The organism is Nostocoides jenkinsii Ben 74 (assembly GCF_001046875.1).
Lineage (GTDB): Bacteria > Actinomycetota > Actinomycetes > Actinomycetales > Dermatophilaceae > Nostocoides_A > Nostocoides_A jenkinsii.
Map to the genome: position 1 here is coordinate 2,646,453 of NZ_HF571038.1, position 12,021 is coordinate 2,658,473.

General features: G+C 68.7%; 13 protein-coding genes and 1 pseudogene. 4 read left to right on the plus strand and 10 right to left on the minus strand.

Annotated features, from left to right (window positions below):
• Positions 1-61: 61 nt before the first annotated feature.
• Together BN13_RS20975 and BN13_RS12655 are read right to left on the minus strand one after the other, a co-directional pair.
• Positions 62-160, minus strand: a complete 99-nt coding sequence (locus tag BN13_RS20975) for an alpha/beta hydrolase (protein WP_407667896.1) — start codon at positions 158-160, stop codon at positions 62-64.
• Positions 138-1,127 (minus strand): alpha/beta fold hydrolase, encoded by a 990-nt coding sequence (locus BN13_RS12655; RefSeq protein WP_321162910.1) that lies wholly within the window; start codon positions 1,125-1,127, stop codon positions 138-140. Before BN13_RS12655 ends, BN13_RS20975 begins: the two co-directional genes overlap by 23 nt.
• Before the next feature lie 23 nt (positions 1,128-1,150).
• Between BN13_RS12655 and BN13_RS12660 the strand changes: the two genes are divergently transcribed.
• On the plus strand, positions 1,151-1,792 hold the full coding sequence (locus tag BN13_RS12660; RefSeq protein WP_048549138.1) for a DedA family protein: 642 nt from the start codon (positions 1,151-1,153) through the stop codon (positions 1,790-1,792).
• Positions 1,793-1,897: 105 nt separating this feature from the next.
• On the opposite strand, the gene BN13_RS12665 is transcribed toward BN13_RS12660, so the two are convergent.
• The 5 genes from BN13_RS12665 to BN13_RS12685 all read right to left on the minus strand — a co-directional run bounded on the left by BN13_RS12665 (position 1,898) and on the right by BN13_RS12685 (position 6,108).
• Entirely contained in the window at positions 1,898-2,734 is an 837-nt protein-coding gene (locus BN13_RS12665; RefSeq protein WP_048547397.1) for a TrmH family RNA methyltransferase, read from the minus strand.
• Positions 2,731-3,552, minus strand: coding sequence for an HAD family hydrolase (locus BN13_RS12670; RefSeq protein WP_048547400.1), 822 nt, complete (start codon positions 3,550-3,552; stop codon positions 2,731-2,733). Before BN13_RS12670 ends, BN13_RS12665 begins: the two co-directional genes overlap by 4 nt.
• Positions 3,553-3,555: 3 nt before the next feature.
• On the minus strand, positions 3,556-4,824 hold the full coding sequence (gene serS, locus BN13_RS12675; protein WP_048547402.1) for a serine--tRNA ligase: 1,269 nt from the start codon (positions 4,822-4,824) through the stop codon (positions 3,556-3,558).
• 84 nt (positions 4,825-4,908) lie between these two features.
• The gene (locus BN13_RS12680) at positions 4,909-5,559 is read right to left on the minus strand and encodes a LysE family translocator (protein WP_157038581.1); all 651 of its coding nucleotides are present in this window, start codon (positions 5,557-5,559) and stop codon (positions 4,909-4,911) included.
• A gap of 3 nt (positions 5,560-5,562) precedes the next feature.
• Entirely contained in the window at positions 5,563-6,108 is a 546-nt protein-coding gene (locus BN13_RS12685) for a DinB family protein (protein WP_048549139.1), read from the minus strand.
• A 50-nt stretch (positions 6,109-6,158) separates the two neighbouring features.
• Between BN13_RS12685 and BN13_RS12690 the strand changes: the two genes are divergently transcribed.
• The gene (locus tag BN13_RS12690; RefSeq protein ID WP_053079788.1) at positions 6,159-7,292 is read left to right on the plus strand and encodes a diacylglycerol/lipid kinase family protein; all 1,134 of its coding nucleotides are present in this window, start codon (positions 6,159-6,161) and stop codon (positions 7,290-7,292) included.
• 100 nt (positions 7,293-7,392) lie between these two features.
• Here the strand turns inward: BN13_RS12690 and zwf are convergent, their stop codons facing one another.
• Positions 7,393-8,820, minus strand: coding sequence for a glucose-6-phosphate dehydrogenase (gene zwf, locus BN13_RS12695; protein ID WP_048547407.1), 1,428 nt, complete (start codon positions 8,818-8,820; stop codon positions 7,393-7,395).
• A gap of 119 nt (positions 8,821-8,939) precedes the next feature.
• Here zwf and BN13_RS12700 point away from each other — a divergent pair, with 119 nt between their 5' ends.
• Positions 8,940-9,767: a patatin-like phospholipase family protein gene (locus BN13_RS12700; RefSeq protein WP_235434037.1), complete on the plus strand. Its 828-nt coding sequence runs from the start codon at positions 8,940-8,942 to the stop codon at positions 9,765-9,767.
• Positions 9,768-9,770: 3 nt separating this feature from the next.
• Positions 9,771-10,775, plus strand: a complete 1,005-nt coding sequence (locus BN13_RS12705; protein WP_048547408.1) for a 1-acyl-sn-glycerol-3-phosphate acyltransferase — start codon at positions 9,771-9,773, stop codon at positions 10,773-10,775.
• A 190-nt stretch (positions 10,776-10,965) separates the two neighbouring features.
• Here BN13_RS12705 and BN13_RS12710 read toward each other — a convergent pair whose 3' ends face one another.
• Positions 10,966-11,583: an ATP-binding cassette domain-containing protein gene (locus BN13_RS12710; RefSeq protein WP_048547410.1), complete on the minus strand. Its 618-nt coding sequence runs from the start codon at positions 11,581-11,583 to the stop codon at positions 10,966-10,968.
• A pseudogene (locus BN13_RS20375) lies at positions 11,504-12,021 on the minus strand (hypothetical protein); the annotation flags it as partial. The pseudogene BN13_RS20375 and the gene BN13_RS12710, both read right to left, overlap by 80 nt.

Genomic DNA, 12,021 nt, shown 5'->3' on the forward strand with positions numbered 1-12,021 from the left:
ACGGTGCAGGATCGGGCCCAGTTTAGGTGACTGGGCCCGATCCGTCACCGGTGCGCCTTGTTTAGCCCGTCAACTGCAAGCGCCCCGTGTCGAACAGGCGGGCCACCCGCTGAGCGCCCTGGTAAGGGGTGGCCGGGTCATAGAGGTTGCCGATGACCAGGACCGGGCTGGCGGTCTTGCCCCCGAACGGGCCGAGGTAGGCATCGTCCATCGCCGCCGGGCCAGCCCGCGCAGGGAGCCCCGAGCCAGATCCACCGCAACGCGAACCCGGGGTAGGACCTGTCCTGCTTGCGTGCGGCCTGCGACCACGAGGCGAGGTCCCGTGGGTTGCGCGTATCGGCGCAGGCGACGCCGGCGAAGGCATCGCTCACCCGACGAAGTCCCGGCGCGGGAACGGTGAACGGATTTTGGGCGTCCGCCGCTGACGTGACGAAGAGCTCCGCTGCCGCGCGCGCGGCAGCCGGGTCCGACCGCCCCTCGAAGTTCTCGGCATACAGCTGGTCGAGCGCCCCCATGAGATCGGTGTAGTCGTTGCCATAGAGCGGGCCGAGCGTGCCGGCGATCAGGTCGGCATACGCGAGATGCTCACCCATGAACTGGAGGTGACCACCCTTGGCCCGCGACGTGAGCTTGGCCCACTTGGCGGCGGCACCGCCGGCAAAGGCGCAACGTGCCTTGCCGGCCTTGTCGCACTCAGCGAGCCCGGTCATCATCGCCTCGTAGGCCCCTCGACCCGACTTGATGCGCGCCGTGAACGGCTCATAGGGCGGACGGCCGGTGCCGGTCGACCACGCGACCGGATCGAGCACGGCATCGACGACGACATGGCCCACGCGGTTGGGGAACATCGAGGCGTAGCTCGACCCGAGGTAACTCCCATAGGACACGCCGTAGTAGTTGAGCCTCGCGTCCCCGACTGCCTGCCGGATGAGGTCCATATCGCGGGCGGTGTCGGCGGTCGACATGTGCGTGACGATGGGGGCCGGGTTATCCGAGCACGCCTTCCGGAACCACTGCGTCTGACTCCGACAGCCGCTCGGGCGACCCGGCCACGCGGCATACGGGCCACGGATTTCCCGTCTCGCAGCGCGGGGACAGCGGGCGTTCAGGGTTCTCACAGACTGCACGAACTACCCTTGTTCTCGTGATGATGCCCGCCCTTGGCCCGGACTGGATGGACCCCGCCTGGCTGCTCGAACGATTCGGCAGCCAGTTCTTTTGGGTGAGCACGGCAATCGTGTTCATCGAGTGCGGCCTGCTGTTCCCCATTCTGCCCGGTGACTCCCTGCTCTTTGCGATCGGCCTGTTCATCGCCAATGGCGACTTGAACTTCAACATCGTGACCGCGTGCATCGTGCTGTCGATCGCGGCCTTCGCGGGCAATGTGGTCGGCTATGAGATCGGGCGGGCGATCGGGACACCGCTCTACAACCGGCAGGGCCGGTTCATCAACAAGGCCAACTTCGACAAGACTCACGACTTCTTCGAGCGGTATGGCGCGAAGGCCCTCGTGCTCGGTCGCTTCGTCCCGATCGTGCGCACCTTCATCACCGTGGTCGCGGGAGTGGGGAAGATGGAGCGGCGGCACTTCTTCGTATGGAGCGGGGTCGGCGCGGTGCTCTGGGCGACCGGGGTCACGCTGGCCGGCTACTTCCTGGGCCAGGCCTTCCCCGTGCTGCAGGACCACCTGGAGGCCGCGATCCTCGCGATCGTCGCCGTCTCGGTCGTGCCGATGGTCCTGGAGTTCCTCAAGCACCGACGCGAGGCGGCTCGCGCCAGGCTCGACGCCTGAGCTTTGCAAATCCGGCGAAATCGGCAACTCAGCACACGTAGTTCTCCGCTCGTGCCTCGCTCCGATACTTCGCGGGGACCCCGTCCACTACCCCCGCAACGGGGTCTAGCGGAAATTCGGAGGGGCCACTGAGCGCTGGCGGACGGCTTCGAAGAGCACGATCGCGGCCGCTGTCGCGGCGTTCAGGGAGTCGGCGCGGCCGGCCATGGGGATGCGGACGCGAATCGTCGAGGCCGCGAAGAGTTCCTCGTCCAGGCCGTACTTCTCGGTCCCCACCGCGATCGCGACCGGGCCGCGCAGATCGGCGTCGGTATGCCGCGTGTCCGTGTCCGGGGTCGTCGCGACCAGCGCGATCCCGCGCGCCGCGAGCCAAGCGATGGTCTCGGCCGTCGTCGCGGACGCCACCGGCACCGAAAAGACCGTCCCCTTGCTCGCGCGCACGACATTCGGATTGCCCCAGTCGGTCACCGGGTCGGCGGCGATCACCGCGGCCACCCCGGCCGCGTCGGCCGTGCGCAGCATCGCGCCGAGATTCCCCGGCTTCTCGATCCCCTGGGCCACGAGCAGGAGCCCATCGGTGGGTATGTCGAGTGCGAACAGCCCGCGCCCCGGGCTCGGGGCGACGGCGAGGAAGCCGTCTGGGCCTTCGCGATAGCTCGCCTTTTCGAAGACAGCCCGCGAGCATTCGATGATCTCGGCACCGAAGCTGCGCACCTGCTCGACCAGACCATCGCCAGGCCCGCCTCGGCCCATTAGCTGCGGGCAGTGGAACAGGGTCCGCGGCCGGACACCGGCCGCGATGGCCAGTTCCAGTTCCTCACGCCCTTCCAACCGGGTCAATCCGGACGCATCGCGGTCACGCCGATTGCGCAGCGCGACAACGGCTTTGATGCGCGCGTTGGCCGGGGACGAGATGACGAGATCGGGTCGGGGTGCGCTCATGGCGCCGCCACTTCCCGGCCTCGACGACCGGGGAGCGAGTCGAGGACGAGGGCGAGGCCATCGGCATACACATCTTCGGTGACCTCGTCGGCGACCTCCTTGACCTCCTCCGGCGCATTGCCCATCGCGACCCCGCGGGCCGCCCAACGCAGCATCTCGACATCATTGCGCTGATCCCCGACGGCGAGGGTATGCATCGGCTGGACCTCGAGGCGGCGACGCACGAGTTCGAGGGCGCTGCCCTTGGAGACGCCCTCGGGGTTGATGTCGAGCCAGGCGGAGAAGCCGACGGCGTAGTTCACGCCGTGCAGGCCGATCCGCTCGGCGAGTTTGGTGAAGTCCTCGCTGGTCCCGGTCGGGCTGCGGAAGGTCACGCGGGTGACCGGGTCGGCCAGCAGTTCCTCCCACGGCACGACCGTGACGACGCCCTCCAGCGGATCCGGGAAGGGCGCGCTCACCTTGAAGCCAACGCCCAAATCCTCCACTGCCACAACGGCATCCGGCCACGCCCCCCGCAGCAACTCCAGCGCCGGACCCGGGTCGAAGGTGACCGCTTCCAGGACTTCGTAGCCGCTCGGGTGAGCCGGGTCCAAGGCGATGGTGACGGCGCCATTGGAGCACACGGCATACCCCTGATCGAGACCGAGCTCGGTGAGGATCGGTAGTGTGCCGAGCACCGAGCGGCCGGTCGCGATGACGACATGGTGACCCGCGTCGGCGACGCGGCGGACGGCGAGGCGGACGCGCTCGCGCAGTTCACCCTCGTGGGTGATCGTCGTGCCGTCGATGTCGAGGGCGACCAGATGGGCGTCGCGCACGAGTCAGGCGACCGGCGTCAGGACGTCGAGACCGACATACGGACGCAGCGCCTCGGGGACCACGACCGAGCCGTCCGGCTGCTGGTGGTTCTCCAGGATCGCGACGAGGAAGCGGGTCGTGGCCAGCGTGCCGTTGAGGGTTGCGACAACCTCGTTGCCCTTCTCACCGCGCATCCGGGTGCCGAGGCGGCGGGCCTGGAAGGTCGTGCAATTCGAGGTCGACGTGAGTTCCCGGTAGCGGCCCTGGCTCGGGAACCACGCCTCGCTGTCGAACTTGCGCGCCGCGCTCTGGCCGAGGTCGCCGGCGGCGGTGTCGATGATGCGATAGGGCACCTCGATCTTGGCGAGCATGGCGCGCTCCATGTCGAGCAGGCGCTCGTGCTCGGCCTCGGCGTCGGCCGGGTCGCAATAGACGAACATCTCGATCTTGTTGAACTGGTGCACGCGGATGATGCCGCGGGTGTCCTTGCCATAGCTGCCGGCCTCGCGGCGGTAGCAGGTCGACCAGCCGGCATAGCGCTTCGCGCCCGCGCTGAGGTCGATGACCTCGCCGGAGTGGAAGCCCGCGAGCGCGACTTCCGAGGTGCCGGTGAGATAGAGGTCGTCGGCTTCGAGGCGATAGACCTCGTCGGCATGCCGGTCGATGAAGCCGGCGCCCTTCATGACCTCCGGCAGGACCAGGGTCGGGGTGATCATCGGGACGAAGCCGTGCTCAAGAGCGAGCGCCATACCGGCGTTGAGCAGGCCGAGTTCGAGGCGGGCACCGGGGCCGGTCAGGAAGTAGAAGCGCGAGCCCGCGACCCGCGCGCCGCGGGCCATGTCGATCGCGCCGAGGCCCTCGGCGAGGTCGAGGTGGTCCTTGGGCTCGAACCCTTCGGCCGCGAAATCCCGTGGCGTGCCGATGATCTCGCGCACGACATAATCGTCCTCGCCGCCCGCCGGCACGCCGTCGACGATGACATTGCCGATCGACATCAGCAGCGCGTCGCGCTCGGCGACCGCGGCATCCGACGTCGCCTGCAGTTCCTTGACCTTGGCCGCGATCGACTTGGTCTCGGCGAGCAGCACCTGCTTGGCCTCACCCTGCGCCGCCGCGACCTCCTTGCCCATGGACTTCTGCCGGGCGCGGAGTTGCTCGAACTCGGTCAGCGCGGCCCGTCGCTTGGCGTCGGCGTCGATGACCTGGTCGACGAGCGCGGGGTCGTCCCCGCGCGCGACCTGGCTGGCCTTGACCCGGTCGGGGTCGTCGGCAAGAACTTTGATGTCAATCACCCGGGCAGTTTATCGGCGCGTGCCCACCGGCTCAGGTGGGTTTCTGCGCGGCCCAGGGAGGGCCGTCCGCGCATGCGGCCCGACTCACGTCGTGGGCTGCGGCCTACCGGTAAACAGCAACGTGACCCCAAGCGCGATCATCATCAACCCGCCGGTGGCGCTCATCCGACGCAACCGATGGGGCGACCGGGCGAACCACTCACGCGCCGAGCCGGCCGCGAGCGCGACTAACCCGTCGCTGGTCACCCCGATGACGAAGAAGGTCAGCCCCAGCACGACCATCTGCAGGGGCACCGGACCGCTGGCCGGATCCACGAACTGCGGCAGCAGGGCAACGAAGAAGACCACTGTCTTGGGGTTCGTCACCCCGACGATGAAGCCGTCCCGAACCGCGTGATGCGCCGGCCTCCGCGGCGCGTCCATCGTCGCCAGCACTCCCTCGGCGTCCCGACGGTGGCGGATCGTCCCGATCCCCAAATAGATGAGGTATGCCGCGCCGGCCAGTTTCAGGGTCGTGTACAGCGCCGCACTGCGCGCCACGAGCGGCCCCAGGCCGACGGCGATCAGGAGGATCTGGGTGAGGATGCCCAGACCGTTGCCGAGCACGGTGAGCAGTGCGGACCTTTTCCCGTCCGACAGCGCCCGCCCGATCGTGAACAGCAGGCTAGGCCCGGGGATGGCACAAAGAAGCGCACCGGCGGCCACGAAGGCCAGCCAGAGGTGAAGAGGTGGCATCAGTTAGAACCGCACATCCCAGACGTGGTGGCTCAGGTCGTGCAGAAGGTAGCCGCCCAATGTCCGAATCGTGAAAAGCGAGCCGTTGCTGCGGCGTCCAGTGCGCTCCCACGCATCGTCGGGGATCGCGGCATACGTCTCGGCAAGGGTCTGCGCCGCCTCGGCCAATTCGGTCCGCACCACCTCGGGATCCTGGGCGAAGTAGCGCTGCGCCACGGCGGTCGCGTCCTGATCCCAGTCGGCGAAGTCCGGGCCGTCCTCGGTCAACATCAGCCGCGTGCGCTCCTCGAACAGCCGGCAAACGTCCCGGACGTGACAGCCGTATTCGAGCGGGGCCCAGACTTTGGGCTCCGGTCGGACGCTCGCCGCCGGCCGGCGCAGCAGGGCCTGCCACGGCAGGGTTACCTGCCGGATCGCCGTGGCGTAGTCGGCCGGTCGGATCGTCGCCGCATCGAACCCACAATCCGGACACGGCCGATCCAGCACCCAGGTCCAATCCTTGCCATCGGGGTCGGGGAGTTCCGGTGCCGAAGCGGAGGCAGAGTCCATGGCGCCCATGCTGCCGCAACCTGCGCGCGCGGCGCTGGTAGTTTCAGCCTGTGACGGACGCTCTCGCGCTTGCTGGCGTTGCCGTCGTTTTTTTTGCCCTCGTCGCGGTCGCCATCGCGCTGGCCTTGAGGACTACGCCGGGGCGGCCGGTCCGCCGCCGCCCGCACCGCGACGACTTCCGCAAGGATCAGCCGGCGCCGCGCCGGCGGCGCGTCGCCGTTGTCATCAACCCCACCAAGTTCACCGAGGTGGAGCCCGTCAAGGCGCGCCTGCGCGCCGTGGCCGCGGAACTGGACTGGGCGGAGCCGACCTTCCACGAGACGACCGCGCAGGACCCGGGCACCGGGCAGGCGCGGGCGGCTCTGGCCGACGGCGCCGATGTCGTTGCCTCGCTCGGCGGCGATGGCACCGTCCGGTGCGTGGCGAGCGCGCTGGTCGGCACGGACATACCTCTGGGGTTGCTGCCGGCTGGCACGGGGAATCTGCTGGCGCGCAACCTCGGGCTGGCCACGGACGACCTGGAGGCGGCTTTCCGGCTCGGGCTCACCGGACGCAACCGTCCCGTCGACGTCGGCTGGGTCGAACTCGACCCCGTCGCCACCGCGGCGGATGACTCTCTTGCCGCGACGGCGGCAGCCCAGCCCGAGCGCCACGCCTTCCTCGTCATGGCCGGGCTCGGGCTCGACGCGACGATCATGGCCGAGACGAGCGAGGACGCGAAGGCTCGCATCGGGTGGACGGCGTATGCCGCGACTGGCCTGCGCAACTTCCTTGGCCCGCGTTTCCGGATGACGCTCGCGGTCGATGGGGGCGAGCCGGTTAAGGCGCACGCCCGAACGGTGTTGGTGGGCAACTGCGGGCGCATCACCGGGGGCATCGAACTGATGCCCGATGCGGTCGTCGACGACGGACTGTTGGACTGCGTGGTGCTCTCCCCCAAGGGTTTGACGGGTTGGGTCTTGGTGACCGCCCGGGTGCTCACCCGCGATCGGAAGCAGCGGCACGAGCGGCTGGCACGGCATACGGGAACGCGCTTTGACATCACCACAGACCAGGCGGAGGAAGTCCAGGTCGACGGCGACGTCATCGGGACGGCGCGCCAGGTCACCGCGACGATCGCGCCCAGGTCACTCCTGGTGCGGGTCGGGGCGACGGTGGCCGACGCCGCCACCCCTCGAACTTGAGCACGCCATACGAACTTGAGCACGCCTTACGAACTCGAGCACGTCCTCCACGGCGTGCTCAAGTTCGTAAGGCGTGCTCAAGTTCGGGAGGCGGGGCCGGTTAGCTCGGCTCGCGCCACTTGCGCTCGAAGGGCAGCCGCCAGCCGAAGGGCGAGACCAGCTGGTGGATCTGGTTGGGGCCCCAGGAGCCTTGGTCGTACGGCCGCACGATCGGCGGGTTGTCCAGCAGGGGCTGGCTGATCTCCCACAGTCGCTCAATGCCATTCGCGGAGGCGAACAACGTCGAATCGCCGCGGGCAGCGTCATAGATCAGCCGCTCGTAGGCCTCCAACACCGAACCCGCCCAGGTCGTGTCCTTCATCGCGAATTGCATGGACAGCTTGTCGAGTCGATAGCCCGGGCCGGGTCGTTTGCCATAGAAGGACAACGACATTCGCGGCTGGTCGGACAGATCAAAGGTCAGGTGGTCTGGCCCGTGGTCACCGACGCCGGAGCCCGCCGGAAACATCGAGCGCGGAGGCTCCTTGAAGGCGATCGAGATGATGCGGGCACCCTCGCCCATCCGCTTGCCGGTGCGCAGGAAGAACGGCACGCCGGCCCAGCGCCAGTTGTCGATATAGCACTTCAGCGCCACGAAGGTCTCGGTCTCGGAGTCGGGGGCCACGCCTGGCTCCTGGCGATAGCCCACATACTGCCCGCGGATGACGTTGGTCGGCTCGATCGGGGACATCGACCGGAAGACCTTGGTCTTTTCGCGGTTGATCGCGGCGGGTTCCAGCGCCGACGGCGGCTCCATCGCGGTGAACGCGAGCACCTGGAAAAGGTGGGTGACGACCATGTCGCGGTAGGCGCCGGTCGCCTCATAGAAGTCCCCGCGCTGGGTCAGGCCAAGCGTCTCGGGCACATCGATCTGGATGTGGTCGATGTTGTTGCGGTGCCAGATCGGCTCGAAGAGACCGTTGGCGAATCGGAACGCGAGGATGTTTTGCGCGGCTTCCTTGCCGAGGAAGTGGTCGATCCGGAAGATCTGGCTCTCGTCGAAGACCTCGTGCAACTGCCGGTTGAGCTTGACGGCGGACGCGTAGTCGGTGCCGAACGGCTTCTCCATGATGATCCGCGAGCGCTCCACCAGCCCCGCGGCCGCAATCGTGCTCACCGCCGCAAGGGCGGCCTTGGGCGGAACGGAGAGGTAGTGCAGGCGCAATTCGTCGTCGCCGGGGAGTTCCTCCTCGGCGCGTAGCACCGCCGCCTTCAGCGCCTCGGGGCCGGCGGAGAGCGGGACGTAGTCGAGGCGCTGGCTGAAGTGGTTCCAGTCCTCGTCCTTCAGGGTCCGGGTGCTGTGCTCCCGGATCGCCCGCAACGCGAGATCCTTGAAGTCGTCGACGCTCAGGTCGTCAAGCGACGTCCCGACAACTCGCATGTCATCCAGCAAGTGGCTCTGGAACAGATGCAGTAGCCCAGGGATGAGTTTGCGTTTGGCGAGATCGCCGGTGGCACCGAACAGGATCACAGTCAACGGAGCAGCCATACGCCCATCTTGTCGCTTGTCCAGTCGTTTGCGCTATGGGAGAGCCAGATTCGCTGGCTCCATCGTCTGTACTGGTCGGCACATCGGAGGTTCGGCAGGCCGCGGCCTACGCTGGCCCCGTGACTCCTCGCACGGCATACGTCCTGGGGGGTGGCGGCGTCCTCGGGGCCTCCCAAGTCGGTATGGTCCGTGCGCTCGCCGAGGCGGGCATCGCGCCGGACCTGGTGCTCGGGACGAGCATCGGTGCCATCAACGGCGCCTTTATCGCCGGTGACCCGACCCTCGCGGGCGCCGAACGGCTCGCCACGGTGTGGGATGAGGTCCTGCGCGAAGGGGTGTTGTGGGAGCGGCCGGTCCGCAAGGCCGCGAAGATCGCGCGTCACCGGACGCACCTCCTCACGCATGCGCCGCTCGCGACGGTGATGGATCGGTATTTGCCGGAGCGGGAGTTCGACGAGTTGGCCGTGCCCTTCCAATGCGTGGCCGCGCGGATCGAGGACTGCCGCGAGACCTGGTTCACGACTGGTCCCATCGCGCCCGCGGTGCTGGCGTCCTGCTCGGTCCCGGGGCTGTTCCCACCAGTGCAAATCGACGGGGCGCACTATCTCGACGGGGGCCTCGTGCACTCGATCCCGGTCGGGCGCGCCATTGCGCTTGGGGCGGAACGCATCTTCGTGTTGCAGGTCGGCCGGGTCGAGCAGCCGCTCGCGGTTCCGCGGATGCCATGGGAGGTGGCCGCCGTGGCCTTCGAGATATCGCGTCGGCATCGGTATGCCCAGGAGATCAGCGGCGTCCCGGATTCTGTTGCCCTGCATGTGCTTCCCAGCGGAACGGAGGTTGCCCCGACCGTGTCCTTGGGCCAGGCAAGCGGGCGGCGGATGCGGGAGCGGGCCGACGCGGCATACGCGGCAGCCACGGCCTATCTCGGCGCGCATCAGGAGGATTGAGCGATGGGGATGCGCGGGCTCAAGCCGCCGCCGATGATTCTGCGGCGCGCGCTGCGGGTGGTGTGGCCCGTGCTCGCGGTGACCGTGACGGTGGCGAGCCTGCCCGTGCTCGTGGCCGGGGCCGTGTGGTCGCTGGTGGATCGCCGGGCGCGGCTCTTCCGGGCGACGGGACTGTTCCTGCTGATCGTCTGGCTCGATCTGCAGCTCTTGGTGGGCTGTTGGCGGCTGCGGCTCGCCGATCCGAGGGGCGAGTCCCCCACCTGGTATGTCGATCACGAGGAGCTCCTCGGCCGGGTGTTGGACACGGCAATGGCGTTGGGGCGCAAGTGGTTTGGCTTCGAAGTGCGCCTGGATGCGGTGATGGATCTGGGGGATGCTGAGCGGCCGCTGGTCGCCTTCGCCCGCCACGCTGGCCCGGCCGACTCGATCGCCGTCGCGTGGTTGCTCTCGCGCACCGGTGGCCGGCTGCCACGCATCGTCCTGGCCGATGCGCTGCGCTGGGATCCGGGTATCGACCTGATCCTGACCCGACTCGGGTCGTCCTTCGTGCCGTCGGTTTCCGGCGCCGGTGACGATCGCCTCGCCGGGGTGCGTCGGCTCGCCGACACGCTGGCCCGCGAGGACGCCTTGCTGATCTTCCCCGAAGGCGAGAACTGGACCCCAGCCCGGCGCTCGAAGCTCCTGCGGCGTCTGCGCGAGTCCGGACACCAGGCCCGCCTCCGCCAGGCGGAGCGACTGCGGAATGTGTTGCCGCCCAAGACGAAAGGCGCCGTCGCGACCTTGACGGCACGACCCGACGCCGACGTCATGATCGTCGCGCACGCGGGCCTCGGCCGCCTCACCGGCGCCCGCGCGATCTTCGACGCGATCCCGTTCAGGCGCCCCTTCCTGGTGCATACCTGGACGTATGCGGCGCCCGACGTCCCCCGCGAGCCCGCCGCCATCGAGGCCTGGCTGGAGGAGCGCTGGCTCGAGATCGATGCGTGGGTGGAGGGGCAGCACGAGTAGAGCGGCGCGAGGAGGGCCGCGGGAAGAGGGCACCGCGAGTGCAGCAGCGGGAGGAGGGCGCGGCATACGTCCGGCTTGGGTTGGTCGGGACCAACTCAGCACAAGTTAGTCAACTGCGGACAGCTTGCAAGGTGTCCACAGTTGACTAACTGCTGCTAGCAGAATTTCCTTGGGGGGCTCCGGCGCAGTGTCAGTCGGCTTGGGCGCGGGCGGCGATCGTCGCCTCGGTGAGGTCCGGCCCGGTCAGGGTCGCGGTGATCCGGCCGAATCGGAGGATCAAGACGCGATGGCAGATATTGGCCAGTTGCTCGTAGTCGCCCGAGGCGATGACGACGGCGGCACCCTTGGTGGCGGCCGCGCAGACCAGTTGCAGCACATCGTATTTGGCCCCCGCGTCGATCCCCTGGGTCGGCTCGTCGAGGAGCAGGACGCGCGGCTCGCGGTCCAGCCACTTCGCCAGGACGACCTTCTGCTGATTGCCGCCGGAGAACTGGCCAACGCGGGCCAGCGGGTCGGGGGGCCGCACCCCGAAGCGCGTCATCGCATCCGTCGCCGCGCCGATCTCGCGCTCGCGATGCCGCACGCCGAGCAGGCTCCTGGCCGTGTCAGGCAAGATCGCGAGATTCTCGAAAGCCTCGACGTCCAACCACACTCCGTCGCGCTGCCGGTTGCCCGGCACCATGCTGACGCCGAGCGCGATGCGCTCGGCGATCCCGGCGTCGGTGAGGTCAGCGCCGTCCAGGAGTACCCGTCCCGCCCGGGCGGGCACCGCGCCGGCGAGGAGCGCCGGGATCTCCTCGTGCCCCATACCGACCAGACCGGCGAGGCCGACGATCGCCGGCGGCGACCCCGAGATCGAGATCGACGACGCGTGCCCCGGTCAGGCCCTGCGCCTGCAGGACCGGGGCGCTGGTTGGGGCCGGGGCACGCTCCGGATAGGCGCGGGCCAAGCGTTGCCCGAGCATCGCCTCGATGATCTGCTGCGAGTCCGTCTGACCCACGAAGGTGTCGACCACAACACCGTCGCGCAGAACCGTGACCCGGTCGGCCACGGCAGCGACCTCCTGCAGCCGGTGCGAGATGAACACGACCGCGCTCCCGCGATCGGCCACGCGCCGCATCAACGCGATTACCTGCTGTGATTCGTCCGCGCTGAGGTATGCCGTGGGCTCATCCAGGATGAAGACGAACCGCTCGCCGTGCTCGCGCAGGAGACGGGTGGCCCGGGCGATCGCGACCGTCGCCC